Consider the following 24,093-nt stretch of genomic DNA (forward strand, 5'->3'; position numbering starts at 1 on the left):
CAACATCCGCAGTACCTGTAGTTGCAGCAAACGCCGTCCCCTTCGCGGGGACGGCCTCAGTTTCAGTTCCCAGGATTCCCCATGCTCGACACCGAAACCAGCGCCGCCCTGCTGACCCCGCAGCGTCCCAGCCTCCAGCCGCGCGCCCTGTTGCGCGACCTGTTCGATACCGCCGTGGCATCGGTCAGCGCCAGCCACTGCCTGCCGCCGCACCTGCCGCATCCGCCGAAGGGCCGCACCGTGGTAATCGGCGCCGGCAAGGCCGCCGCCGCGATGGCGCAGGCTGTCGAAGCGCACTGGCAAGGCGAGCTGAGCGGACTGGTGGTGACGCGCTATGGCCACGGTGCCGACTGCAAGCGCATCGAAGTCGTCGAAGCCGCGCATCCGGTGCCCGATGAAGCCGGCGCGCGCGCCGCGCAGCGCATGGTCGAACTCGTGCAGGGCCTGACCGCCGACGATCTCGTGCTGTGCCTGATTTCCGGTGGCGGCTCCGCGTTGCTCGCCGCGCCCGCGCCTGGCATCTCGCTCGCCGACAAGCAGGCTGTGAACAAGGCCCTGCTGCGCAGCGGCGCGAGCATCGGCGAGATGAACTGCGTGCGCAAGCACCTGTCGGCGCTCAAGGGCGGGCGCCTCGCGTTGCACTGCGCACCGGCGCGTGTCGAGACGCTGCTGATTTCCGATATTCCCGGCGATGACCCCACGCTGATCGCGAGCGGCCCGACGCTGCCCGACGCAACGACGTGCGCCGACGCGCTCGCGGTCATCGCCAAGTACGGCATCGACGTGCCGGCCAATGTGCGTGCCCATCTGGAAAGCGGCGCAGGCGAAACGCCGAAGCCCGGCGATGCACGCTTTGCGGGCCACCGCAGCGTGACGCTGGCCACCGCGCAGCAATCGCTCGAAGCGGCCGCGGCACGTGCGCGCGAACTCGGCTTCGAGGCGCACATCCTGTCCGATTGCATCGAAGGCGAAGCGCGCGACGTGGCGCTCGTGCACGCGGCCATCGCACGCCAGATCGCACAGCACGGCCAACCCTTCAGCAAGCCATGCGTGCTGTTGTCCGGCGGCGAGACCACGGTGACCGTGCGCGGCAAGGGCCGTGGCGGGCGCAATGCGGAATTCCTGCTGTCGCTGGCCGTTGCGCTCGATGGCCTGCCCGGCGTGCATGCGATTGCTTGCGACACCGACGGCATCGACGGCTCCGAAGACAACGCCGGCGCGCTGCTCGCGCCGGATACGCTGACCCGCGCCGCCTCACGCGGCTTGTCGGCCCGCGCGCATCTGGAAAACAACGACGGCTATGGCTTCTTTGCCGGCGTGGACGACCTGATCGTGACCGGCCCGACCCGCACCAACGTGAACGATTTCCGCGCGATCCTTATCGTTTGAGTATCGCGTCCGAACTGAACCGCATTACCGGCGCGCCACCACGGCGCGCCGTTCCGAGAATGGAAGAGGAGACATCATGAGACGCCAGCGCAAAGCCAAGATCGTTGCCACGCTCGGTCCCGCGAGCACCGATATCGCGGTGATCCGACAGCTGTTCGAAGCCGGGGCCGACGTATTCCGCCTGAACTTCAGCCATGGCACGCATGAAGACCACCGCGCGCGCTACGACGCTGTGCGCCAGATCGAAGCCGAGACCGGCCGCCCGATCGCGGTGCTGGCCGACCTGCAGGGTCCGAAGCTGCGCATCGGCGTATTCGCCGCCGGCAAGGTTGCCGTGCGCGCGGGCGACTCGTTCGTGCTCGACAGCGATCCGACCCCTGGCGATGGCACGCGCGTCCATCTGCCGCATCCGGAACTGTTCCACGCAGCACAGCCGGGCCAGTCGCTGCTGATCGACGATGGCAAGGTGCGCCTTGCGATCGAATCCGTGGCGAGCGGCAGCATCACCACGCGTGTGGTGAACAACGGCACGCTGTCGGACCGCAAGGGTGTGAACGTGCCTGATGCGGTCATCCCTATCCCTGCGCTGACCGAGAAGGACCGCAAGGACCTGGACTTTGCACTGTCGCTGGGTGCTGACTGGATCGGCCTGTCGTTCGTGCAGCGCCCTTCCGACATCGTCGAAGCGCGCGAGATCGTCGGCACGCGTGCCGGCATCCTGTCGAAGATCGAAAAGCCCGCCGCGCTGCAGCAGCTGGAAGAGATCGTGCGTGTGTCGGATTCGGTGATGGTCGCGCGTGGCGACCTTGGCGTCGAACTGCCGCCCGAGCGCGTGCCCGGCGTGCAAAAGCGCATCCTGCGTGTGTGCCGCCAGCTGGGCAAGCCCGTGGTGATCGCTACGCAGATGCTTGAGTCGATGATTGACTCGCCGGTGCCGACGCGTGCTGAAGCCTCGGACGTGGCGAGTGCGATCTATGAAGGTGCGGATGCGGTGATGCTGTCGGCGGAGTCGGCCAATGGCCGCTACCCCGTGCCGGCGGTGTCGATGATGAATCGCATCGTCACCGAGGTGGAGCGCGACCCGCTTTATCGCAACCTGCTCGATGCGCAGCATGAGACGCCGCTGAACACCCGTCAGGATGCGATCTGCGCGGCGCTGCGGGAAGTGACGCAGATCATTGGTGCTGTGGCGACGGTGACCTACACGTCGTCAGGTGCGACGGCGCTGCGCGCTGCGCGTGAACGGCCTTGCGCGCCGATCGTCAGCATCACGCCGAACCTCGAGATCGCGCGCCGGCTGGCGATTGCCTGGGGCATTCACTCGACGGTGAGCCCCGACGTGAAGAGCGTTGACGAGATGGTCGAAGCGGCAACGCGTGCGGCGCTGGTTGAAGGCTATGCCGCGCCGGGTGACCAGATCACGATTGCTGCTGGTATGCCGTTTGGGCAGGGCGGCACGACCAACTTGCTGCGCGTGGCGGAAGTCGGCGGCAATGCGGTGGCTGGTGTGGAATCTGTGCGGGAGAGCGCCACAGTCTGATTTGTCTTGGTAGTTGGGCGCTGGCCGCGCCCGGATGGTGTTGATTGCCGCCCGTCACCCGCCAGTCTCATTGTTGAGGTCTGGCGGGTGGCGTTTTTTGTTTTTGGGGTATTGAGAATCGGGATGGTTGATGGGATGTCGTGCATGCCAGACACGCCAACCCTCATTGCTATACTTCATTCCATCCCCGCTCAAATTCCATTCCCTGGAGCCACCAATGCGTCTCGATGACGAAGCCGAAAGCCAAAACGTTGAAGACCGCCGTGGCGGCTTTGGCGGTGGCGGGTTCGGTGGTCCGAAGACCATCGGCATCGGCACCGTCATCATCGCCCTTGCCGCCTCGTATTTCTTCGGCATCGACCCGTCGGTCATCATGCAGGGCGCTTCGGTGCTGCAGGGCCAGCAGGCGCCGCAGCAGCAACAGGTCAACCGGCCACCGGCCACTGACAAGCTGACGGTGTTCACGAAGAAGGTGCTCGGCAATACCGAGCGAACCTGGGAACACATCTTCGAAACCGAGCTCAACCGCCGCTACGAGCCACCCAAGCTCGTGCTGTTCTCGGGGGCCACGCCGACGGCGTGCGGTACAGGGCAATCAGCCATGGGCCCGTTCTACTGCCCCGGCGATCACAAGGTCTATATCGACCTGGCCTTCTATGACGAACTGCGCCAGCGCTTCGGCGCCAGCGGCGACTTCGCGCAGGCCTATGTGATCGCGCATGAAATCGGCCACCATGTGCAGAACCTGCTGGGCGTCTCCGACAAGGTCGATGCGGCGCGCCGCCGCATGGGCGAGGCGCAGGCCAACCAGCTTTCGGTGCGGATGGAACTGCAGGCCGATTGCCTGGCGGGCGTCTGGGCCACCAACGCGCAACGCGCCAACCAGCAGTTGCTGGAGCCTGGCGATATCGAGGAAGGCCTGAAGGCCGCCGCCGCAATCGGCGACGATCGGCTGCAGCGCCAGGCGCAGGGCTATGTGGTGCCGGAAGCCTTCACGCATGGCACCAGCGAGCAGCGCGTGCGCTGGCTGCGGCAAGGCCTGACTACCGGCGATATCCGCAAGTGCGACACGTTCGCCGCGCGCCAGCTCTGAGCCTACGGAAGCCACGCGGACGTTGCGGCACGGCCAACCTGCTCAAGCGCCATGAGTCGCAGGCGCAGCGCCATCCAACAACAGCGCCGTCAGGAATAAAAATCGCCTGCCCGGCGCAGAGAGAAGGAGGAGGAGGTCTGCCGGGCAGGCGGGAGAGAAAACTTGCGGCCACCGAGGTGGCCGCTGCAGGTTCCGGAAGAACCCTGGGGGATACGCGTCAGACTCGGTAGCCGTACAGCGAGCCGTCGCCGGTACGCGAGTTGTCGGTCGAGTTCGCGGAAATCTCGCCGCTGAATGCCGCTGCCCCGTCGGTATAGACGTCGTATTTGCCTTGCTTCGCGCCGTCGGTATAGACGTCGTACTTGCCTTGCTTGGCGCCGTCCGTGTAGACGTCGTATTTGGCTTGCTTGGCGCCGTCCACGTACGGGTCGAACTTGCCGGTGCGCAGTGCGTCGGCGTAGACATCGAACTTGCCTGCCTTGCTGGTCGCGGCAGGGGCAGCGATCGACGCGGCCGACACGGCCAGGGCCGCTACCACGAACGCGCCGCCAAGAATGCGTTTGGCGATCATTTCGGACTCCTTCAACTGATTTCGTCTTTCTTTATGTGACCGGCTGACTTCTTGCCGCTACACAATCTTTGTTGTGATGCGAGCACGGACTGAAGCTTAGTCACAGGTAGCGCCATCGGAAATGACGCTGCGACGAATGGTGAGTTGCTAGTCGTGAAACGACGACCTTGCTGACGAACGGTGCGTGTGGATCGCCACCCGCATGCGGCCCTGCCCATGAGCCCATGAGCGTCCGGGCCCGCACGCGTATGTCGTGCGGTGCCCGTCGCACAGGGGTCAGAGCGTGTACTGGCCGCTGGCCTCGGGCTGGAAGGTGATCTCGGTCACCGAGACGTGCTGCTCACGGCCATCGGGCAGGCGATAGCTTACGGTCTCGCCCGCGCGCGCGCCGAGCAGCGCCTGGCCGACCGGCGACAGCACCGACAGGCGGCCTGCATCGAAATCGGCTTCATCGGGATAGACCAGCGTCCACAGGCGCGGCGTCGCGTCGCCCTGCAGCGCGCAGACCAGGCGCGAGTTCATGGTGACGACATCGGTCGGGATGTCTTGCGGCGCGACGATTGCCGCGCGTGCGAGCAGCGCATCGAGCATGTCGGCCATCGGGCCCGCGCCGGGGCGGCTGGCAATGCGCTCCAGACGCGTGACGTCAAGTTCGGTCAGGTAGAGGGTCGGTGCGCTCGGGTTGGTGGCCGTCATGGCTAATCCTCCATCAAGAGTCGTAGTGATCAGGTTTGGCCCGGCATAGCTCGCGGGGCGGCAATGCCGGCACCGGGCCATGCGGGGACATCAGAAAGGTGAAGCGAAAGCTGCATCGGTGCGTCACACGGCGGCTGCAAGTCGCGCGGAACGCACGCATGTCAGGACACTGGCGTAGGGCTCGGGCCCGGTTCGGCCCGGGCCCCGGTGGGGATGGTCAGGCTGGGAACCGGGCGTGATCAGGCGGAGCGCTGATCCGACGTCGAGGCGTGATGCGCGTGGCCAGGGCCGTGGCGCCGGCGCGCACGCACGCCTGCCGCGCGTTGCGGGCAGGAACGGCGGACAGCGATTGGCGAGCTGGCATGGTGATCACGCGAATAATGGGTACTAGGAACTGGAATCACCCGCACCGGTCTGGTGCAGAGAGGGGAACTGGGATCGTAGCACAGGCCGTGCGGCGTGCGCGGTCGTCAACCGGCGTGCCCGCCGCTTGCATGTGCGTGGCACTCGCACGGCGCCCCAGCCGCCGCTTGCTGCAGGTTCTGCAGGATGCCGCATTCGCTGGCGGCCTGGTGCTGGTGGTGACAGGTCTCGCGCAACGCGCGCAACTGGCTTTCCAGCGCTTCCAGCGCCAGGCGCTGCGCATGGATCTGCTCGATCTGCCGGTCCAGCAGCGCGTTGACGTCATCGCAGTCCTGCGACGGATTGCGCTCGAAGTCGCGCAGCCGGCGTACATCGGACAAGCTCATGCCGAGCGAGCGGCAATGCCGTACAAAGTTGAGTTGGACGAGGTGGGTTTCGCCGTAGCGGCGGTAGCCGTTGTCCTCACGCTGCGGGGCATCGAGCACGCCTTCGCGCTCGTAGTAGCGGATGGTTTCGACGTCGCAACCGCTGTGCCGGGAGAGTTCGCCGATTCGCATGGTGCTGGAATCTCTGTAGTGACTACGGGGTTCAACGCAGTGTAGCGCAGAAGCGAATCGTTTGCCGGGGCGGCGTCAGCGGCACCCGGCTATACCGCGGGCTTCATCGCGCAGCGTCATCGTGCGCGGTGCAAGCGCTGCGCGGATATGCTGCGCGGCCATCTCCGGGCGGGCCGTGCCGCACATGAAGATATCCACAGCCGCGAAGCCGTACTCGGGCCACGTATGGATGCTGATATGCGACTCCTTGAGCAGCAGCACGCCCGTGACGCCAAGCCCGGGCCCGAAATGCTGGAAGCGTGCATCCACTGGCGTTGCCCCGGCCACGTGCGCTGCGCCATACAGCACACGTTCGACCAGCGCCGCATCGGTCAGCAGGTCTGGTGCGACACCCTGCAGGTCAAGCAGCAGGTGGCGGCCAAGCACGGCCGGGCACGGCAGCGGGGGCGCATTCACGATGCCGGCCTCACTTGTGCCCACCGCCCGACGACCAGCTGCCACCGCCGCTGCCGCCGCCCCACATGCGGCCGGCCCCCGAGCCGCCGGAACGGGAGTCCGTGCCGGAACCGAGGTTGTAGAACGTCGCGCCGAACAGCACGATCAGTCCGTAAATCAGATAGAGAAGTCGCACGTCGTCAGTCCTTTGACCAGCGGCCCACGAGCCACAGCGGTGCCCACAGCAGCAGCATGGCGAAGACCAGCGTGATCCAGCCGCTGTCTCTGAACAGCGCCACCGGTACGTTGAGGATCGCCAGCACGATGGCGTACCACTTGGCGGCCTTGCGGCAGAACGCGAGATCGGAGTTGTCGGGCGTCTTGCGCGTAGCGGCGTCCGGCCGTGTGGCGGCCTTGGCGAGCGCCTTGTTGTCCTTGAACCATTGCGCCACCTGCACACGGGTCACAGGGACGGAGCGGGTCCACACGATTTCCGTGTCGGAAGTCTCGCGCGTCAGGCGTTGTTGCGGATTGCCGAACTCCGTCAGTTGCGTGCTGTCGCCCACGCGCACGCGCCAGTTGAAGGTGCCGGCGGCATACAGCACTTCGCTGCGATAGTCGAAGCCCTTGCGGAAGAGCCCGCCCTGCCAGGTCGCCACGTCGACGGACGACAGTCGCGGCCAGGTATCGAGTACCTCGACCTTGTCCCAGCCGCTGTCCTGCTCCACGAGCCAGAACATGCCGCGCTCTTCGTTGAAGAGCAGGTATTCGACCCACGTGGACGCCTCGTCCTCGTCGTTGTCCGTGCATTGCATGAGCCCGAGCACGGTATAGGGCTTACCGCCGATATTGCCGGTGTCTCCGGGCGCGAGGCTGGTCTTGAGCGCCTCCAGTTCCTTGTGCTTTTCCAGCACAATGGCGGTGGACGTGGTGCAGTCCACCTCGCTGTGGCAGCTGCCGCAGACGACGAAGCTCGCCATGCCGGCGCGATAGGCAATCGGGCTGCCGCAGTTTGGGCAGGCCAGCGATACCGTCTTGCCGCGGTAGCGGTCCGCCGTGCGGCCGATTTCGTCCGCCCCGCGCAGCAGTTGCGCCTTGAGCTGATCCAGCGTGACAAGCTCGCCCGTGTAGACGGCCGGCGGAAACCCGTCGGCATAGTCGAGCGTCAGGAAGCGGCCTTCGTCGCGGAAGTCGGCCACTTGCGCAGTCCAGCCCGTGCCGACGACGAACGGCAGTTCGCCTTCACCGCCCGTGCAGCGTGCGGTGCGCACGTCGCCGGCGAGCCAGCGCCGCTTGTCGAAGAACAGGCTGTCACCGGGACGCAGGGCCTCGAACTTAGGCGGCGTATCGAACTGTCCGGCCGTGGCCTGTTCCGGCGACAAGCGTCGCGTGAGCATGTACTGGCCCGAGGCATCGGCAAGCCAGCCGTCGCTGCCGTCGTCGAACAGCAGATACCACTCGTTCCACAACCCGGCTTCGTAGCGCAGCTGGATGCGCCCCACCAGCGTGAAGCCTTGCCCCTGCCACTGGCCCGAAGTATTGAGTTGCAGCGGCGTGTAGTCTTCGAGCACGGCCGACATCTTGCCGATGTCCTTGACCGACTCGGCATCCTTGACCAGCGTGCTATGGCAGTACTCGCATACGGCCATGACGGCTGCGGAGGAGCGGAACGCGACCTCCGCGCCGCAACCAGGACAGTTGACCTGTTGCATGCAGCCCCGTCAGCCGACCAGCTTCTTGAGGATCTCGGCCTTGGCGCTGTCGAATTCGGCCTGCGTGATCAGGCTCTTGTCGAGCAGCTCCTTGAGCTTCTGCAGGCGCGCGGTGGGGTCATCCGCTGCTGCCGCTTGCGGCGCGGCAGGCGGCACCGCAGGCGCGGGTACGCCCGGCGCACCCGCCGCGCCGGCCAGTCCGCCGGCCATGGCCTGCCCCATCACCGCACCCGCGGCGAGGCTCGCGCCGAGGCCCGCCACGCCGCCTTCGTTCTGCGCGGCCAGCGGGATCGAACTGGCGACCTGGTACTGGGTGTACTTCGCCATGTCCCCCATCATGCCCATCGAGATGCGCGTGTCGATCGCCTTCTGCAGTTCTTCGGGCAGCGAGACATTGGTGACCGCGAAATTGTCCAGCGCCACGCCATAGCGCTCGAACTCGGGCGCCAGCCGCTCGCGAATAGTCTGCGACATCAGCGCCTGGTTGGCCGCCATGTCGAGGAACGGTAGCGACGACGCGCCGAGCGCATTCGTCATGGTGGCGATCAGCAGGTTGCGCAACTGCTCTTCGACCTCGTCGCGCGTGTATTCAGCACGCGTGCCGCTGATCTCGCTGTAGAACTTCGCCGCATCGGCGACTTTGTACGAGTACAGGCCGAACGCGCGCAGCCGCACCATGCCGAAGTCCGCGTCGCGGATCGTGATCGGCTGCGGCGTGCCCCACTTGCGGCCGATCTGCAGGCGCGTGCTGAAGAAGTAGACATCCGACTTGAACGGTGACTCGAACAACTTGTCCCAGTTCTTCAGGTAGGTCAGCACCGGCAGCGTCTGCGTGGTCAGCTTGTACATGCCGGGGCCGAACACGTCGGCGATCTTGCCTTCGTTGACGAACACCGCCATCTGCGATTCGCGTACGGTCAGGCTGCCGCCGTACTGGATTTCCATGTCCTCCATCGGGTAGCGCCAGGCCAGCACGCCGTCCGTGTCCTCCGTCCACTGGAGGATGTCGATGAACTGCTTCTTGATGAAAGAACCGATGCTCATGTCAGGTCTCCTCTTGCGTGGATGCGCGATCCGGTATTCGGGCGCGTTTCAGGACAGGCAGGCCGCGTTGATCGCGCCCACGGTGACCGAGATGGTGCCCATCAGGGCGCCCATGCCGATGTTGTTGGATTCGATGGCGGCGTCCATGTCGGGCAGCGCGCGGGTCAGGCCAGCGTACACCAGCGCCTGGACAATCATGGCGCCCACCGCCCACGACAGGAACGTCGGAAAGGTATCGTTGTGCTGGATCGACGAAGACAGCGTGAAGCAGAAACCGAGGAGCGCACCCCCGAGCGAAAGCGCTGCCGCAATGTTGCCCTGGCGGATCAGCGTGAACTCGTGGAACGGCGTGATCCTGGTGTAGACTCCGACGAACACGGCAAGCAGGACAAGGCTTGCCAGCAGGTGCAGTGCGTAGGCGTAGATCGGTTGCATGCTGTTTCCATAGCGGTTGTCGACAGCGCCGGTATTCGCGTAGTCATGCGCGCCGATTTCGACGACACAGGACATTTGACTACGATTGCGCCGGCAGCGCGCGAATGCGCCGCAAGTATATCCGCAGTCTCATCCACCAGTTCCCCCCGAACCGTTCAGAACCCCGCCGGACTGCCGCCTGATGCGCGACCGTACCCTCGTTATTTCGGTGTTAATCGTGGCCTCCTGCGGGCTTGGCTACGAACTGATCGCCGGCGCCCTGTCCAGCTATCTGCTGGGCGATTCCATCCTCCAGTTCTCGTCCATCATCGGCTGCTATCTGTTCGCCATGGGCGTAGGGTCGTGGCTGTCGCGCTATGTGAAGGGCGAGGACGTGCTCGCCCGCTTCATCGACATCGAGATACTGGTCGGCCTGCTCGGCGGCATCTCGGCGGCGCTGCTGTTCGTGGTGTTCGCGTGGCTGTCGGCGCCGTTCCGCACGGCACTGTACGCCCTGGTGTTCCTGACCGGCGTGCTCGTGGGCATGGAGATCCCGCTGGTCATGCGTATCCTGAACGCGCGCCGTGCGGCCTTCAGCGATCTGGTGAGCCGTGTGTTGACATTCGACTATCTGGGCGCGCTGGCGGTGTCGCTGGTCTTCCCGCTGGTGCTCGCTCCAAGGCTTGGTCTGTCGCGCACCGGCTTCCTGTTCGGCATGCTCAATGCGGCGGTGGCGCTGTACACCACGCGTCTGTTTCGCGACGAGCTGCCGCAGGTGCCGCTGCGCACGATGCGCGCGTTGGTGGTGATCGCGCTGCTTGGTGCTGGCTTTGCCGGGTCGGACCGGCTCACGCACTGGGCCGAACGCGGCCTGTTCGGCGACGAGATTATCCACAGTGAATCGACGCCATACCAGCGGCTGGTGATCACGCGCTGGAAGGACGACCTGCGCCTGTACATCAACGGCAACCTGCAGTTCTCGTCACGCGACGAGCACCGCTATCACGAGGCCCTTGTGCATCCGGTAATGCAAGCGCTGCCGTGGGCGCGCCGCGTGCTGGTGATCGGCGGCGGCGATGGGCTCGCTCTGCGCGAGATCCTGCGACACCGCAATATCGAGCATGTGACACTGGTCGATCTCGATCCGGCCATGACCACGCTGTTCTCGCAGAGCGCCCCGCTGCGCGCGCTCAACCGGGACTCGCTGCGCGATGCGCGCGTGACGGTGGTCAACGCCGACGCCGCGCAATGGATGGAGCAGAACGCCGAGGTATTCGACGCCATCATCGTCGACCTGCCCGACCCGTCCAACTTCGGTCTGGGCAAGCTGTATTCGGTGCCGATGTACCGGCTGCTGTCGCGCCATCTGGCCGAGAAGGGTTATGCGGTGGTGCAGTCGACTTCGCCGTACTACGCGCCGCGCTCGTTCTGGGGCATCGATGCAACGTTGCACGAGGCCGGCCTGCATACGTGGCCCTACCATGCCTATGTGCCGTCGTTCGGGGAATGGGGTTTCATCCTCGCCGGCAAACGCAGCGACTACACGCCGCCGACCCGCTATGACATGCCGATGAAATTCCTGGATGCGGACAGCACCGCGCTGATGTTCCGCTTCCCGCCCGACATGGCGCCGCGCGCGGGCCATGCAAACCGCCTCAACGAGCAATCGCTCGTGCATGACTTCGAGCAGGACTGGGGCAATGTCATTCGCTGATACGCCGACGAAAGCACAGTGATGGATCGCCGCACGTTCCTGATCGGCGCGTCCGCCGCGCTGGCCGGCTGCGACCGGCTTGGCGATGCGTCGCGCCGCTTCCTGTCCGGTGTGGGATTTTATGAGCCCCCGCCTGTCGTGCTGCGTCCGGGCATGGCGCAGGGCCATGCATTGCGCGACGACGCGCGATTGCCGCCGCCCGACGGCGAATTACGCACGGACGTCGCCATTCTCGGCAGCGGTGCAGCAGGCCTGTCAGCCGCATGGCAACTCGCGCGCGCGGGCAAGCGCGATTTCATCGTGATCGACGGTCCCGAATTCGGCGGCAATACGGCGGCGGGGCAGTTCGGTGACCTGGGCTTTCCGCGCGGCGCGCACTACCTGCCGCTGCCGTCGGCGGAGTCGACGCATATGCGCGAGATGCTCGCCGACGTCGGCGTGATCGAACAGGATCCGTTCAGCGCGCGACCACGCTTCGATGAGCGCGCCGTTGTGCACGCGCCGGAAGAGCGGCACTTTCGCAACGGCCGGTGGCATGACGGCCTGTTGCCGAACGACGGACTCGAGGCCGACGAACGCGCGCAGCATGCGCGCTTCTTCTCGCACATCAACGAACTCCGCGACACGCGCGGCAACGACGGGCGCCGCGTCTTCACCATTCCGCTCGCGCTGGCGTCGCGGGACCCGAAGTGGACAGCGCTCGATAGGCGCACTTTCCGTCAGTGGTTGCTCAACGAAGGCTTCACGTCATCGACGCTCCATGCCTACGCCGACTATTGCTGCCGCGACGACTACGGCGCCGGCCACGATGTCGTCTCAGCATGGGCAGGCCTGCACTACTTCGCGAGCCGCGGCGGCCATGCGCAGAACGCCGCAGATGGCGCGGTGCTGACCTGGTCGGACGGGCTGCACGGACTGGTGTCGAAGCTGACTGCGCGAATCAGTGCACTCGCCGGCCGCCCGGACTGGCATCGCCCCGGCATGGCGCTCAAGGTGGAGGAATCGCGCGACGGCGTTGAGGTGCTCTGCACCGGCATGGCGGACGCGAACGGCGTACCGCGCACGGTGCGCTTGCGCGCGCGGCGCGTGATCTGCGCCATGCCGCTGCACGTGGCCGCGCACCTGATGCCGCTCGCGCGCTTCGGCTTCGACGCGACGCGCCACCTGCCACCCCATGCGGCCTGGCTGGTGTCGAGCTTCCGGCTGCGTGGCTTTCCCGCCGAAGCACCGGGCGTGCCGCTGGCCTGGGACAATGTCGTCCATGGTTCCCGCGCCCTCGGCTATGTGGTGGCGACGCACCAGATGATCCGGCAAGCGCCACCGCCACGTACGGTCTTCACAGCCTATTGCCCGCTCGATCGTGCTGCGCTTGGCCATTCCGCAGCGCCGGGCGAGGTGCGGCGCTGGCTGGCCGAAGCGACCCCGGGCGACCTGATGGACTACGCCGTGACCGACCTGCGCGAAGTCTACGGCCGTGGATTCTGGCGCCACGCCGATCGTGTGGAAATCACCGCACGCGGGCACGCCATGGCGTCGCCGTTGCCGGGTTTCCTGACCAACGCGGGCGCGGCGGCGCTGCGCGCGCTGGACGGGCCCATCCAGTTCGCGCACGCCGACCTGTCGGGGCTGTCGGTCTTCGAGGAGGCCGCCTGGTGGGGTACCCGGGCCGCCACACGCATGGTTGGCTAGCGATCATTACGCCACCGCGAGGCACGGCGCCATCCTGTAGAATTCGGGACGTCCCCATTGTGTTTCCGTTTCGCGTGCGCACCATCCGGCTCCTCCTGCTGGTTCTGATGCTGGCCTACATGCCGTTCCAGGCCTGGGCCGGTACCGCCGTGCACGTTTCCGATGCGGCCGCCTGCGTCACGCAGCACGCCGACAACCACCGGGCCGGCCTGTGTGCTGCAGTGGAAGACGCCGCTCCCGGGGGCACCGCCCCTGCCGATGTGGCCGAGGCCGCCGAGTCTTCACCGCTCGGTGCCGACCTTGCGGAACAGCTTCTGCCCGCCCCCCAGTTGCGCGTCGTCGCCGGTTCCGCCCAGTCCGGGCTGCCGCGCTACGCCGGCGCTGCCCTGCCTGACCCCGACCTTCCTCTGCTGCCGCGTCCACCGCGCGGCTGATCCCCACCTGCGCGGCAATCGTCGCGCATGACCGTTCCTGCGTGCAGTGCCGTTGAAGCGCCGCGCGCGCCTGCGGCTCGTCCGCGTCTTTCCTGCTGTCTTGTTCCACACTCATGAAACGCGTCCTGCTTTTCCTGGCGACCAACCTCGCCGTCATGCTTGTCCTCAGCATCACCGCCAGCGTCCTTGGCGTGAACCGCTTCCTGACCGCCAACGGTCTCAACTTCGGCATGCTGCTCGCTTTTGCCGCGCTGATGGGCTTCGGCGGCGCCTTCATTTCGCTGCTGATGTCGAAAACCATTGCCAAGTGGTCCACCAGTGCGCAGGTCATCACGCACCCGAGCACAAGCAGCGAACTGTGGCTGGTGCAGACCGTGCAGAAGCTGTCGCAGAAGGCCGGGTTGCCCATGCCGGAAGTGGCGATCTACGAGGGCGAGCCCAACGCGTTCGCGACGGGCGCGACGAAGAACAGCTCGCTGGTCGCCGTTTCGACTGGCCTGCTGCAGTCGATGTCGCATGACGAGGTGGAAGCCGTGCTGGCGCACGAAGTGGCGCACATCGCCAATGGCGACATGGTCACGCTCACGCTGATCCAGGGCGTCGTCAACACGTTCGTGATCTTCCTTGCGCGCGTGGTCGGCTATTTCGTCGATTCGATGCTGCGCAAGAACGACGAGGAGTCGAGCGGGCCCGGCATTGGCTACATGGTCACGGTGATCGTCTGCGAAATCGTCTTCGGCGTGCTGGCCAGCATCATCGTGGCCGCCTTCTCGCGCCGTCGCGAGTTCCGTGCCGACGCCGGTGCGGCGAGCCTGATGGGCTCGCCCACGCCGATGGTGGGCGCATTGCGCCGCCTCGGCGGACTGGATGCCGACGGGTTGCCGCAGAACATGCAGGCCATGGGCATAGCAGGTGGAAAGTCGTGGATGGAGCTGTTCTCGAGCCATCCGCCGATCGAGCAGCGCATTGCGGCGCTGCAGTCGGCACGCTGAAGCCGATCCATCGCTGCGACCCGCGCCGGGGCCTCGGCGGCCCGGGCGGTGTCGCAGGCATCCTGTCAGGGAGCAAGAGATGCAAGCGAACCTGTTGGACATAACAAGTACCGCCTGGCGCGCCGCCCTGGGGCGCTGCAGCCATGATTGCCACCACACGCCTGGGTGGCTGAAGACAGCGGAGCGCAGCGAACGCGGGCGGGCGTTTGCGGTGCACGTGACGAACGGCACCCACGAACTGCTCGTGCCGTTCGTGCGCCGCGAGATTACCGAAGGCCTGTGGGACGCCACCTCGGCGTACGGGTACGGTGGTCCGCTCACCAGCACGAGCGCGCCACCGGATTTCGCCGATGCGGCGTTCCGGGCCGCGGTGCAGATGCTGCGTGAAGCCGGCTGCGTGGCCTGCTTTCTGCGCCTGCACCCGCTGCTGAACGCGCACTGGAAAAGTTCGCTGGGCCTTGTGCTCAAGCAGGGACTGACCGTATCGGTCGACCTGACGAAGCCGCCCGAGAAACTCTGGCAGGAGACCCAGTCGCGCCACAAGCTTGGCATCAACCGCGCCCGGCGCGCTGGCGTGATGGTACGGCTCGACAAGAACTTCGAAACGCTCTCGCGGTTCATCGACATCTACAACCAGACCATGACGCGCCGCTGCGCAACGGACTACTACTTCTTCGACAAGCAGTACTACCGTTCGCTGGTGGATGACCTCGGCGATGATTTGTTGCTGATGGTGGCGGAGGAAGCTGACAAGGTCATTGGCGGCGCACTGTTCACCCTCGCGCGGCGGTCCGGCATCATGCAGTACCACCTGTCAGGATCGGACTGGGACTACCGCCACCGGCAGCCGACTAAGATCATCATCCACACCGCACGCGAATGGGGCCGCATGAACGGCTTCTCGCGACTGCATCTTGGCGGCGGCCTCGGGTCGGCCGCGGACTCGCTGCATGAATTCAAGCGTGGATTCTCGCCGGACACCCACGTCTTCGCCACGCAGCGCGTGGTCATCAATCCCGAAGCTTACCGAGCCTTGTCGGAAGGACGGAGTACCTCGACGGACGATCTGAGCGGCTATTTTCCGGCCTACCGGCAGCCTATTCCCGTCAGGGTGCCGGCGGGCAGCAGGCTCGCTGTCTGAGCGCTCATTCGGTGACGCGGCCGCGCAGCGCCTTGACCTGGCTGCGCTGGCTCTTGCCCTCCAGGCGGCGCTTGCGCGAAGCGAGCGTCGGTCTTGTCGCACGGCGCGTGCGCGGTGGTGTTGCCACGCTGGCGACCAGTTCGTGCAGACGCCGAATCGCATCGTCGCGGTTCAGCTCGAGGCTGCGATGCTGCTGCGCCTTGATGACGACCACGCCATCGCGCGTGATGCGGTGGTCATGCAGTTGCAGCAGCCGTTCCTTGTGGTCGGGCGCGAGCGAAGACGTGCGCACGTCGTAGCGCAGATGCACCGCGTTAGACACCTTGTTGATGTTCTGCCCGCCCGCGCCCTGCGCGCGAATCGCCGTGATGTCGTACTCGTGGTGGGGAATCAGGAAATCGTCGGGCATGCACGCATCATAGCAAGCCACATGCCCGAGAATTTCGCTACGCCGACGGCGCGATGTTCTGGTTCACGCAGAACAGGTCGTCCGGGTCGTACTTCTGCTTGATGCGCGCCAGCCGTTCGTAGTTGGGGCCATAGGCTGCGCCCACGCGTGCCGCTTCGTCCTCGGTCAGGTTATCCACAGTCATGCCGTACTTGCGCGTCAGCCAGCCGAAGCCGCCGCCAAGCGTCAGCCCGGCCACACCGGCGGTCGAGTTGATGCCCAGCGGCGTCGCCAGCCCACAAGCCTGGGCCTCGTGGTCGAAGTCCGCCAGCAGCGCACCGGGCTCGACCCAGGCACGCCGCGAACCAGTGTCGATATGGACCGCGCGCATCGGCGACAGCTCGCGGTTCAGCGACGCAAATTGCGCGCCACGTGCGGCAACGCACCGACATAGCGTGCCTCTAGACAGAATCGGCTTAAGCGCCGCACCAATGTGGACGGAAGTGTTTCAACGACGATGTGCCGCACATTCCGCTGCGCGGACCGTATCGCGCCACATCTGGCGGGCTTTCGATGCAGAGTTGCCCTCGATACCCTGGCCAATTGGTTGCAGCGGCGACACGTATATCGCACTACCGCCACGCGTAGCCAAGCCCGATACCATAGGTGATCTGGTTGCGTGTGCCGCGCTGGGTGACGATGGGACTGTCGGCGGCATCTCCGGCCAGGCGCTGCGCATAGACCATGGCGCCGGCGTACCAGTTTTTGTCGATCCGGTAGAGGAGCGCCAGCCAGCCGGTGTACTGCTCCAGTCCACCGCCCGGGTTGTACGCGGGCAAGCCGCTCGCGGCCGAATCGGCTTGCGTCACGCCGAAATAGGTGCGGTTGAAGCTGTCGCTGACCCACGTGGCACCCAGCCCCAGGCCGGCATAGACGCGGTGGTGTACCGGGACCCAGGCCGACGCGTTGGCCGTCACGCGCGCGCCGCCGTAGACGATGCCCGCATTCGTCATCACATTGACGCCGCCGCGCAGGCGAAACGGGATGGAACCCTCGTGCAGGTACTCATAGCCCATCCAGCCACCGGCCTCGACCGTGGTGTCGATGTCATGGATGCGCGACACGACCGGGTCATCGACGCCGCTGCGTCCGAGTCGCAGCGATGCTGCCGGACCCCACTGGAAGCCGGTCAGCCCGCCGAAGTTGAATTGCGCATACGGCCCGTACCACTCGATCAGGCGGCCGCCGGGCGTGACGTAGCGCAGGCCTGGCACGACGCCGACTATGCGGTCCTTGCCACCGGCGTATTGAGTGGTGGTGCCGATGCCCAGACCCACCATATTGGGCAGTTCGCCCGGCAGGTCGACCGGTGACGCGATGCTGCCGGCACTGGCCAGTGCCATCGCCGCGCCCACCAGGCCAGAGCGTGCAATACGCCGGATCTGTCCCGCCAGTGCCGTCAATCCCATTTTCCTTCTCTTCCGGACCCGTCAGATCAAGCCAATTTATCAGCACATCCGCGCGCGCCGGCCGGCTTCACGATATGAAAGTTTTCGGAAACGCGGCGAAAGCGGCATTCCGGCACATCGCTCTACGGCGGCGTACTGCGGCGTAGCGTCCATCGGAATTGCGACTAATATGAAAGCGCGCCAGCCGGCACACACATTGCGCGGGCGAAGCGGCAGAGGCGCTGCCAAGGCGGGCGGTCCGCATACCGGCCCGCACAGGAGTGTGCAATGACTACCAGGCAAAAACTGCAGGCATTGACCGCCGCGGCGTGCATGACGCTGGCCGTGGCATCGGGAATGGCCCGGGCCGACGAGGTTCCGCTGGTAACGGGCAAACAGTGGACCGAGTCTTCGGAGCAGATGAAGAAGGCTTACCTCGTGGGCATTGCCAACGTCGTGCAGGTCGACATCGCCTATCACGCCGGCAAGGCTCCGCCCGACACGCAGACCATCGTGCCGCGCCTGGCCAGAGGCCTGAAAGGACAAACGCTCGATTCGGTCCGCGTGGGGCTGGACCGCTGGTACGCCGCCCACCCCGACCGCCTGCAGCGGCCGGTGATCGAGACCATCTGGTTCGAGATGGTGGTACCTGGACTGCAGGCCAACAAGTAGGGCTAGGGGTTAGGCCATGACACGACTTCAATGGATCGGCGCGGCGCTGGTGCTGGGTAGCGTTACCGCATGCACGGGCATGTCGCCGGAGCAGCAAGGGACGATGTCCGGAGCGGCGATCGGTGCCGCAGCGGGTGCCGGCATAGCCGCCATCGCCGGCGGCAGCGGCTGGACCGGCGCGGCCATCGGCGCGGTGGCCGGCGGTGTCGCGGGCAATATCAAGGGTCGGAACGAGCAGCAGCGATATTGACCACGGAGGGCCCTCGCATGCTTTCGGGGGCTCGCCATAGCACTCATCTGTCCACCGAAAGCACAGGCTTCCGACGGAAGCGCTTGCACAGCCTCCGCCATACACTCCACAGGCGCCGGATTGCTCCTCTCGATACTTGAAAGGGCAGCGAATGGGCGGGCTGCCGCTTGCCCAAGCCGACCAATGCAATGTCGCATGCGCGGCCGATCACCAGGCATAGGCGCATTGGGCCTGTGCGCGACGTTACTGTCTGAATCCACCTTGGAAATTTGGCGCGCCCGGCTGGGATCGAACCAGCAACCCCTGCCTTCGGAGGGCAGTACTCTATCCATTGAGCTACGGGCGCGCGGAGAGCGGTCTGGCACGCGTGGCAGGCACTGCCACGACTGTGCAACCAGTGCGACGAGTGAATGCCGCCGCAGAGAAGTCGCATAGGATACCGCGTTTGTCGTGACGCGTCCATGCGCGGGAATCCGGGGAGGTCACCGGACGTCTCGGAACCGTCTCTTTTGGCCCAGCCATGAGGCCTTTGGGGCTATAATCGCGAGCTATTTCCGTTATAACGCAGCGCGCTGCGGTCGTAGACGGGGGACAGTACTGAACAACCACGCAATCAGAGGACCCATCCACCAAGGGCCCGATAAATCAAGCCGAGCGTGAGCGGCTGAAGTTTCCTGCAAAACTGAGAGTTCTGTATGAGCGACGTCCAACACCAACACGACGAACACGAGTCTCCCATCAAAACGCCGAAGCAGCTGATCGCGGTAGTGATCGCTGCCTTCCTGGTTCCGATCATCGTGATCATCCTGCTGGTCAATTTTGTCGGCCATGGCTCCAAGGAAGGTGCCGGGTCGGTCACTACGGCGGAAGCCATCAATGACCGCATCAAGCCGGTCGCTTCGCTCGAGATCAAGGACGCCAACGCACCGCGGGTCTACAAGACCGGTGAACAGGTCTACAAGGAAGTCTGCGCCGCTTGCCACGCCACTGGCGCGGCGGGTGCGCCGAAGTACAGCAATGCCGGCGACTGGGCCCCGCGCATCGGCCAGGGCTTCGACGGCCTGCTCAAGTCCGTCCTGAACGGCAAGGGCGCCATGCAGCCGCGCGCCGGCACGACGCCGGACGACTATAGCGACTATGAATTGGGCCGTGCCGTGGTCTACATGGCCGACGCTGGCGGCGCCAAGTTCCCCGAGCCTGCTGCGCCTGCTGCCGCGGCTCCGGCCACCGCCGCGGCGTCTGACGCTGGCGCTGCTGCCCCGGCAGCCGCCGCTGCTCCGGCTCCTGCGGCAGCACCGGCTCCCGCCGCAGCCGCGCCGGCCCCGGCTGCCGCACCCGTTGCTGCGTCCGCCGACGTGGGCAAGAAGGTCTATGACCAGGTTTGCGCAGCCTGCCACGCCGCTGGCGTTGCCGGCGCACCGAAGTTCGGCGACAAGGCCGCCTGGGCGCCGCGCCTGAAGGAAGGCATGGATGCCGTCCACAACTTCGCGCTGAAGGGCAAGGGCGTAATGCCGCCGAAGGGTGGTTATGCCGGCGCGGACGCCGACGTAATTGCAGCGGCCGACTACATGGCCAACGCCGCCAAGTAATTCCGGCTCCGGATACAGAAAAGCCCGCGACATGTTCGCGGGCTTTTTTTCGTCCGTCGTTCTGGCGTCGTTGCGCCTCGGCCTCAGACTACACGGGAATACTTCGGTACGAACCGGACAGGCTGCGCGCCGTCATTGGCGGCCGGTTGCACGGCAGGCGGTCGTGCGGCGTCTTCGCGCAGGTAGCGGTCGAACACCATGGCCACGCGGCGAACCAGCAAGCGGCCAAGCAAGGTCACCTCGATCCGGCGCGGATCGCGACGCACCAGGCCATCTTCGGCGAGGCGGTCGAGATCCGCGAGTTCGGCTGCGAAGGCGTGCGCGAAATCGATGCCATGGCGTGCCTCGATCTGCGTGATGTCGAGTACCCCGTTGCACATCAGCGCGCCGATGATCTCGCGTCGCAGGTGGTCATCCTGATTCATCGCGAAGCCACGCATCACTGGCAGATGGCCGGCATCGAGCGACGCATAGTATTCGTCGAGCGTGCGCGCGTTCTGCACGTAGCGGCCCGCCACGGCGCCGATCGCGGAAATGCCGAAGCCGAGCTGGTCGTAGCCCGCATGCGTGGAATAGCCCTGGAAATTGCGCTGCAGCCGGCCTTCGCGTTGCGCTACGGCGAGGTCGTCATCGGGCAGCGCAAAGTGGTCCATGCCGATGTAGACATAACCGGCGGCGGTCAGGCGTTCGATCGTCGAGACGAGGATGTCGAGCTTCTCGCCTGCGCTCGGCAGCGCATTCTCATCGATACGCCGTTGTGGCTTGAAGACGTGAGGCAAGTGCGCGTAGCTGTAGACCGAGAGCCGGTCGGGCCGCAGCGTCAGCACCTGTTCCACCGTGGCATTGAAGCGCGCCGTGGTCTGGTGCGGCAGACCATAGATCAGGTCCAGGCTCACCGAGCGGAATCCGAGCTCACGCGCGGCATCCACGACGGCGCGGGTTTCCTCGAACGGCTGCACGCGGTGGATGGCCTGCTGCACTTCTGGATCGAAATCCTGCACGCCGAGGCTCACGCGGTTGAATCCCAGCTCGGCCAGCAGCGCCATGCGCGCGTGGTCGACGCGGCGCGGATCGATCTCGATCGAGTGCTCGCCCTCGGCCGGCAGGTCGAAATGCTCGTGCAGCGACACCATCACGCGCCGCATCTCTTCCGGGTTCAAGAAAGTCGGCGTGCCGCCGCCCCAGTGTGACTGCAGCACCTGGCGACGCCCGCCAATGTGCGCAGCCGCCAGGGCCATTTCCTTGGCCAGATAGTGGACGTACTTGGCGCTGCGGCCGTGATCGCGCGTGATGACCTTGTTGCAGCCGCAGTAGTAACAGATGTTCTCGCAGAACGGGATGTGCAGATACAGCGACAACGGCGCGGGCGCGGCGGCGCGGCAGTCCGCCAGCGAAGCGTGGTAGCCGGCCTCGCCGAGTTTGTTGTGGAAGCGGTCCGCCGTGGGATACGAGGTGTAGCGCGGGCCGTTCCCATCGATGCGGCCAGCCAGCGCACGGAAGTCGGACAGGGCACGGCGGTCGAGCGCCGGGGATGATGTTGCGGGGGAATTCATGGGGGCGGACTTACCGGGGAGTTTGACGGCCCATGCTAGAGCCCCTAGGCCAATGGGGAATTGACGCGCATCAAGCGCGGCAGCCATGGCATGCGCGCAGCCCCTCGTCAGCGGGGGTATTTCGTCACATTTTTGTCATGCGTGCCGGATACGCTGCCCCCCGCACCTCCGGCGGCCGCCGGCCGGGCCGCCAGAAAACCGTTCCAATGCCCTCGATCCTTCACCATCCGCCGTACCCGCCGCTGCGCGCCGACAAGCTGCCGGCCTCCGCGCAGCGCCGCCAACTGATCTTGGCCCTCGGGGGCCTGGCCGCCGCGCCGCTCGCGCTGGCCCAGTCGCCGGCCCGCCGCACGGTCGTCGTCGGCCATCTGCTGGATCGCAGCGGCGCGCAGGCCGATCTTGCGCGCGACTACCTGGCGGGGGCCAAGGTCATGTTCGATGCGGCCAACGCCGGCGGGGGCCCGGTGCGGATCCAGCATGTCGTGCGCGACGCCGATGCCAATCCGCGCGCGGCGCTCGCCCAGGCGCTGTCGCTGGTGGACGGCGAGCATGCCGAACTGTTGTTCGGCCCCGGAGACCAATTGCTGCCGGCGCTTGCGGGCTCGTCGGAACTGCACCGGCGCGGGGTGCAGATCGTTGCGCCGCTCTCGGGCCTGGCGCTGAACGCCGAAAACGTCTGGTTCACGCGCGCGGACTACCAGGCCGAACTCGACGCCGCGGTCAGGCAGCTACGCGACTATGGGCTGACGCGCGTGGCGTTGGCGGTCTCGAAGGAATTCGCGTCGATTGCCGCCGGCAACGGCGCATCGTGGCTGGCCCGGCAGGAGTCCGCGATGGGTGCCCGCGCGGTGCCGCTGGACGGTAACGCGGATGCCGCTGCCCGCAGCATCGCGGCCCAACGGCCGGGCGCCGTCTTCGTGGTGGGCGACACGCTTGCATACGCGAGCCTGGGCCGCGCGCTGGCCGCGCAGGGCTGGTACGGATTCCTGGTCGGATTGTCGGCGGTCAGTCCGACAGTGGCGCGCGAAGTGCTCGGCGCCGGCTACGCAGGTGGCATCGTGCTGACGCAGGTCGCGCCGGGCCCGCAGGCCGCGACGCTGCGCGTGGTCAAGGAGCACGTGGCGCGCATGAAGCAATACCTCGACGAGCCGCCCTCGCCGGCAACCATCGCCGGGTATATCGGCGCGGCGTGGCTGGTGCGCGCACTCGGCACGTGGCGCGGTGGCACGGCGGAACTGCGACGCGCACTGCAGGCGCGCGTGGACGTCGGCGACTTCACGCTCGATTTCACGCAGGGACAGCGCGGCTCGCGCTACGTCCAGCTCGCCGCGTCAGGCGCGCGGTAGGTCGATGCGCACGCGCAGGCCGCCGGCCTCGCGGTTGGCAATCGTCAGTTCACCGCCGTGGCGCGCGACGATGTCGGCCGCGATCGACAAGCCCATGCCGACGCCGCCGGTGGCGCGGCTGCGCGACGATTCAAGCCGGTAGAACGGCTCCAGCACGCGCGCCAGCTCTTCGGGCGGAATGCCCGGGCCTTCGTCGCAGATATCGATCCGCACTCGCTGCGCGCTGTCGGTCAACACAATGTGTGCGCGCTCGCCATAGCGCTGCGCGTTCTCCACAAGGTTGACCACGGCGCGCCGCAACTCTGCCGGGTAAGCCAGCAGCGGCGCCGCCTGGCCGTTCAGCAACACCTCGTGGCCAAGCTCCGCAGCGTCGTCCACGACCGCCTGCAGCAACGCCAGCACGTCGACGCGCTGGCGCGGACCAGCGGCCTCGTCGCGGTCGCGCAGGTAATACAGCGTCGAATCGATGAGCCCGTTCATCTCGGCCAAGTCCTGGCGCAGCCGGTACTGCACCGGGTTGTCGGCAATTCCCTCGAGGCGCAGGCTCATGCGCGTGAGCGGTGTGCGCAGATCGTGCGAGACCGCGGCGAGGAAGCGCGACTGCTGCGCAAGCTGCATGCGGATGCGTTGCTGCATATGGTTGAACGCCTGCGCGGCCGCGCGCGCCTCGGCCGGGCCGGTGTGCTCGTCCAGCGGCGGCGCGTGCACATCCTGCGCAAGGCGCCCTGCTCCGCTTGCGAGTTGCTGTACGGGGCGCGCCAGAAGGCGTGCGCCGGCCCATGACGCGGCCACGATGGCAGCCAGCTGGAACAGCATGCCGAGATGAGGCGGCCAGATTCCGCGCAGCCCTGGCGGCGGCGGTGGCGGGCGACTGCCCTGCGGCGGGCCAGGCGCTCCGGGGGGCGGATTGCCGCGCATCTCATGCGGGACATGGTGCCCGCCGGGACGCGGAAACAGGCTTTCGATCACGGTCACGCCGAGCAGGTGCACGCACAGCATGATCGTGGCCATGACCACGAACAGCCGCAGGAACATCGAGTCGTAGCGCGCGAAGCGGGCCATG

Annotated in this window: 24 protein-coding genes, 1 tRNA gene and 1 pseudogene; 12 read left to right on the top strand and 14 right to left on the bottom strand. The window is 66.3% G+C overall.

Features of this window, described 5'->3' with window-relative positions:
- The first annotated feature begins 81 nt into the window (after positions 1–81).
- The 3 genes from K2O51_RS29925 to ypfJ all read left to right on the top strand — a co-directional run bounded on the left by K2O51_RS29925 (position 82) and on the right by ypfJ (position 4,022).
- Positions 82–1,389, top strand: coding sequence for a glycerate kinase type-2 family protein (locus K2O51_RS29925; protein WP_011299422.1), 1,308 nt, complete (start codon positions 82–84; stop codon positions 1,387–1,389).
- 76 nt (positions 1,390–1,465) lie between these two features.
- Positions 1,466–2,929 (top strand): pyruvate kinase, encoded by a 1,464-nt coding sequence (gene pyk / locus K2O51_RS29930; protein ID WP_011299423.1) that lies wholly within the window; start codon positions 1,466–1,468, stop codon positions 2,927–2,929.
- Positions 2,930–3,146: 217 nt separating this feature from the next.
- Entirely contained in the window at positions 3,147–4,022 is an 876-nt protein-coding gene (gene ypfJ, locus K2O51_RS29935) for a KPN_02809 family neutral zinc metallopeptidase (protein WP_041679739.1), read from the top strand.
- A 217-nt stretch (positions 4,023–4,239) separates the two neighbouring features.
- Here ypfJ and K2O51_RS29940 read toward each other — a convergent pair whose 3' ends face one another.
- From K2O51_RS29940 to K2O51_RS29975, 8 genes are all read right to left on the bottom strand, one after another.
- Positions 4,240–4,593, bottom strand: coding sequence for a hypothetical protein (locus K2O51_RS29940; RefSeq protein WP_011299425.1), 354 nt, complete (start codon positions 4,591–4,593; stop codon positions 4,240–4,242).
- Positions 4,594–4,869: 276 nt separating this feature from the next.
- On the bottom strand, positions 4,870–5,289 hold the full coding sequence (gene rnk, locus K2O51_RS29945) for a nucleoside diphosphate kinase regulator (protein WP_140949299.1): 420 nt from the start codon (positions 5,287–5,289) through the stop codon (positions 4,870–4,872).
- 470 nt (positions 5,290–5,759) lie between these two features.
- Positions 5,760–6,209 (bottom strand): Cd(II)/Pb(II)-responsive transcriptional regulator, encoded by a 450-nt coding sequence (locus tag K2O51_RS29950; protein ID WP_011299427.1) that lies wholly within the window; start codon positions 6,207–6,209, stop codon positions 5,760–5,762.
- A 75-nt stretch (positions 6,210–6,284) separates the two neighbouring features.
- A complete protein-coding gene (speD, locus tag K2O51_RS29955; RefSeq protein WP_049796479.1) occupies positions 6,285–6,665 on the bottom strand; it encodes an adenosylmethionine decarboxylase in 381 nt (126 codons plus the stop codon).
- A 10-nt stretch (positions 6,666–6,675) separates the two neighbouring features.
- Complete coding sequence (locus K2O51_RS29960) at positions 6,676–6,840, bottom strand: hypothetical protein (protein ID WP_166487025.1); 165 nt, start codon at positions 6,838–6,840, stop codon at positions 6,676–6,678.
- Positions 6,841–6,844: 4 nt separating this feature from the next.
- Entirely contained in the window at positions 6,845–8,356 is a 1,512-nt protein-coding gene (locus K2O51_RS29965; protein WP_140949300.1) for a DUF4178 domain-containing protein, read from the bottom strand.
- 9 nt (positions 8,357–8,365) lie between these two features.
- Positions 8,366–9,400, bottom strand: a complete 1,035-nt coding sequence (locus tag K2O51_RS29970) for an SPFH domain-containing protein (protein WP_011299430.1) — start codon at positions 9,398–9,400, stop codon at positions 8,366–8,368.
- Positions 9,401–9,448: 48 nt separating this feature from the next.
- Positions 9,449–9,835 carry a DUF350 domain-containing protein gene (locus K2O51_RS29975; protein ID WP_041680085.1) on the bottom strand — a complete coding sequence of 129 codons (387 nt, stop codon included), beginning with the start codon at positions 9,833–9,835 and terminating at the stop codon, positions 9,449–9,451.
- Between the two features lie 181 nt (positions 9,836–10,016).
- Here K2O51_RS29975 and K2O51_RS29980 point away from each other — a divergent pair, with 181 nt between their 5' ends.
- From K2O51_RS29980 to K2O51_RS30000, 5 genes are all read left to right on the top strand, one after another.
- A complete protein-coding gene (locus tag K2O51_RS29980) occupies positions 10,017–11,528 on the top strand; it encodes a polyamine aminopropyltransferase (RefSeq protein WP_220631124.1) in 1,512 nt (503 codons plus the stop codon).
- A 21-nt stretch (positions 11,529–11,549) separates the two neighbouring features.
- Positions 11,550–13,217, top strand: coding sequence for an NAD(P)-binding protein (locus K2O51_RS29985; protein WP_220631125.1), 1,668 nt, complete (start codon positions 11,550–11,552; stop codon positions 13,215–13,217).
- Between the two features lie 59 nt (positions 13,218–13,276).
- Positions 13,277–13,651, top strand: coding sequence for a hypothetical protein (locus K2O51_RS29990; RefSeq protein WP_245001893.1), 375 nt, complete (start codon positions 13,277–13,279; stop codon positions 13,649–13,651).
- 113 nt (positions 13,652–13,764) lie between these two features.
- The gene (htpX, locus tag K2O51_RS29995) at positions 13,765–14,643 is read left to right on the top strand and encodes a protease HtpX (RefSeq protein WP_220631126.1); all 879 of its coding nucleotides are present in this window, start codon (positions 13,765–13,767) and stop codon (positions 14,641–14,643) included.
- A 79-nt stretch (positions 14,644–14,722) separates the two neighbouring features.
- Positions 14,723–15,784, top strand: coding sequence for a peptidoglycan bridge formation glycyltransferase FemA/FemB family protein (locus tag K2O51_RS30000; RefSeq protein WP_011299436.1), 1,062 nt, complete (start codon positions 14,723–14,725; stop codon positions 15,782–15,784).
- 4 nt (positions 15,785–15,788) lie between these two features.
- Here K2O51_RS30000 and arfB read toward each other — a convergent pair whose 3' ends face one another.
- The 3 genes and pseudogenes from arfB to K2O51_RS30015 form a co-directional block, all read right to left on the bottom strand.
- Entirely contained in the window at positions 15,789–16,193 is a 405-nt protein-coding gene (arfB, locus tag K2O51_RS30005) for an alternative ribosome rescue aminoacyl-tRNA hydrolase ArfB (RefSeq protein ID WP_140949302.1), read from the bottom strand.
- A 37-nt stretch (positions 16,194–16,230) separates the two neighbouring features.
- Positions 16,231–16,575, bottom strand: a pseudogene (locus K2O51_RS35835) (FAD-binding oxidoreductase); the annotation flags it as partial.
- A gap of 229 nt (positions 16,576–16,804) precedes the next feature.
- Positions 16,805–17,641, bottom strand: a complete 837-nt coding sequence (locus K2O51_RS30015; protein ID WP_220631127.1) for a MipA/OmpV family protein — start codon at positions 17,639–17,641, stop codon at positions 16,805–16,807.
- A 267-nt stretch (positions 17,642–17,908) separates the two neighbouring features.
- On the opposite strand from K2O51_RS30015, the gene K2O51_RS30020 reads away from it, so the two are divergent.
- Positions 17,909–18,292, top strand: a complete 384-nt coding sequence (locus K2O51_RS30020) for a hypothetical protein (protein ID WP_011299447.1) — start codon at positions 17,909–17,911, stop codon at positions 18,290–18,292.
- A gap of 16 nt (positions 18,293–18,308) precedes the next feature.
- Positions 18,309–18,542 carry a YMGG-like glycine zipper-containing protein gene (locus K2O51_RS30025; RefSeq protein ID WP_220631128.1) on the top strand — a complete coding sequence of 78 codons (234 nt, stop codon included), beginning with the start codon at positions 18,309–18,311 and terminating at the stop codon, positions 18,540–18,542.
- Between the two features lie 270 nt (positions 18,543–18,812).
- On the opposite strand, the gene K2O51_RS30030 is transcribed toward K2O51_RS30025, so the two are convergent.
- A tRNA-Arg gene (locus tag K2O51_RS30030) sits at positions 18,813–18,888 on the bottom strand.
- A 349-nt stretch (positions 18,889–19,237) separates the two neighbouring features.
- On the opposite strand from K2O51_RS30030, the gene K2O51_RS30035 reads away from it, so the two are divergent.
- Positions 19,238–20,131, top strand: a complete 894-nt coding sequence (locus K2O51_RS30035) for a c-type cytochrome (protein ID WP_011299449.1) — start codon at positions 19,238–19,240, stop codon at positions 20,129–20,131.
- An 83-nt stretch (positions 20,132–20,214) separates the two neighbouring features.
- On the opposite strand, the gene hemN is transcribed toward K2O51_RS30035, so the two are convergent.
- The gene (gene hemN / locus K2O51_RS30040; protein ID WP_011299450.1) at positions 20,215–21,684 is read right to left on the bottom strand and encodes an oxygen-independent coproporphyrinogen III oxidase; all 1,470 of its coding nucleotides are present in this window, start codon (positions 21,682–21,684) and stop codon (positions 20,215–20,217) included.
- A gap of 206 nt (positions 21,685–21,890) precedes the next feature.
- On the opposite strand from hemN, the gene K2O51_RS30045 reads away from it, so the two are divergent.
- Positions 21,891–23,030 (top strand): ABC transporter substrate-binding protein, encoded by a 1,140-nt coding sequence (locus K2O51_RS30045; RefSeq protein ID WP_220631129.1) that lies wholly within the window; start codon positions 21,891–21,893, stop codon positions 23,028–23,030.
- Here the strand turns inward: K2O51_RS30045 and K2O51_RS30050 are convergent.
- On the bottom strand, positions 23,016–24,092 hold the full coding sequence (locus K2O51_RS30050) for a sensor histidine kinase (protein ID WP_011299452.1): 1,077 nt from the start codon (positions 24,090–24,092) through the stop codon (positions 23,016–23,018). The two genes, K2O51_RS30045 and K2O51_RS30050, sit on opposite strands and share 15 nt — an antisense overlap.
- Position 24,093: the final 1 nt, after the last annotated feature.

The sequence above is a fragment of the Cupriavidus pinatubonensis genome (genome assembly GCF_019602855.1).
In the GTDB taxonomy this organism is placed as follows: Bacteria; Pseudomonadota; Gammaproteobacteria; order Burkholderiales; family Burkholderiaceae; genus Cupriavidus; species Cupriavidus pinatubonensis.

Excerpts from the sequence above, each read along its gene's own strand:
- K2O51_RS29925 (WP_011299422.1), top strand. The coding sequence starts at position 82 with ATGCTCGACACCGAAACCAGCGCCGCCCTGCTGACCCCGCAGCGTCCC.
- pyk (WP_011299423.1), top strand. The coding sequence starts at position 1,466 with ATGAGACGCCAGCGCAAAGCCAAGATCGTTGCCACGCTCGGTCCCGCG.
- ypfJ (WP_041679739.1), top strand. The coding sequence starts at position 3,147 with ATGCGTCTCGATGACGAAGCCGAAAGCCAAAACGTTGAAGACCGCCGT.
- K2O51_RS29940 (WP_011299425.1), bottom strand. The coding sequence starts at position 4,593 with ATGATCGCCAAACGCATTCTTGGCGGCGCGTTCGTGGTAGCGGCCCTG.
- rnk (WP_140949299.1), bottom strand. The coding sequence starts at position 5,289 with ATGACGGCCACCAACCCGAGCGCACCGACCCTCTACCTGACCGAACTT.
- K2O51_RS29950 (WP_011299427.1), bottom strand. The coding sequence starts at position 6,209 with ATGCGAATCGGCGAACTCTCCCGGCACAGCGGTTGCGACGTCGAAACC.
- K2O51_RS29965 (WP_140949300.1), bottom strand. The coding sequence starts at position 8,356 with ATGCAACAGGTCAACTGTCCTGGTTGCGGCGCGGAGGTCGCGTTCCGC.
- K2O51_RS29970 (WP_011299430.1), bottom strand. The coding sequence starts at position 9,400 with ATGAGCATCGGTTCTTTCATCAAGAAGCAGTTCATCGACATCCTCCAG.
- K2O51_RS29975 (WP_041680085.1), bottom strand. The coding sequence starts at position 9,835 with ATGCAACCGATCTACGCCTACGCACTGCACCTGCTGGCAAGCCTTGTC.
- K2O51_RS29980 (WP_220631124.1), top strand. The coding sequence starts at position 10,017 with ATGCGCGACCGTACCCTCGTTATTTCGGTGTTAATCGTGGCCTCCTGC.
- K2O51_RS29985 (WP_220631125.1), top strand. The coding sequence starts at position 11,550 with ATGGATCGCCGCACGTTCCTGATCGGCGCGTCCGCCGCGCTGGCCGGC.
- htpX (WP_220631126.1), top strand. The coding sequence starts at position 13,765 with ATGAAACGCGTCCTGCTTTTCCTGGCGACCAACCTCGCCGTCATGCTT.
- K2O51_RS30000 (WP_011299436.1), top strand. The coding sequence starts at position 14,723 with ATGCAAGCGAACCTGTTGGACATAACAAGTACCGCCTGGCGCGCCGCC.
- arfB (WP_140949302.1), bottom strand. The coding sequence starts at position 16,193 with ATGCCCGACGATTTCCTGATTCCCCACCACGAGTACGACATCACGGCG.
- K2O51_RS30015 (WP_220631127.1), bottom strand. The coding sequence starts at position 17,641 with ATGGGATTGACGGCACTGGCGGGACAGATCCGGCGTATTGCACGCTCT.
- K2O51_RS30020 (WP_011299447.1), top strand. The coding sequence starts at position 17,909 with ATGACTACCAGGCAAAAACTGCAGGCATTGACCGCCGCGGCGTGCATG.
- K2O51_RS30025 (WP_220631128.1), top strand. The coding sequence starts at position 18,309 with ATGACACGACTTCAATGGATCGGCGCGGCGCTGGTGCTGGGTAGCGTT.
- K2O51_RS30035 (WP_011299449.1), top strand. The coding sequence starts at position 19,238 with ATGAGCGACGTCCAACACCAACACGACGAACACGAGTCTCCCATCAAA.
- hemN (WP_011299450.1), bottom strand. The coding sequence starts at position 21,684 with ATGAATTCCCCCGCAACATCATCCCCGGCGCTCGACCGCCGTGCCCTG.
- K2O51_RS30045 (WP_220631129.1), top strand. The coding sequence starts at position 21,891 with ATGCCCTCGATCCTTCACCATCCGCCGTACCCGCCGCTGCGCGCCGAC.
- K2O51_RS30050 (WP_011299452.1), bottom strand. The coding sequence starts at position 24,092 with ATGGCCCGCTTCGCGCGCTACGACTCGATGTTCCTGCGGCTGTTCGTG.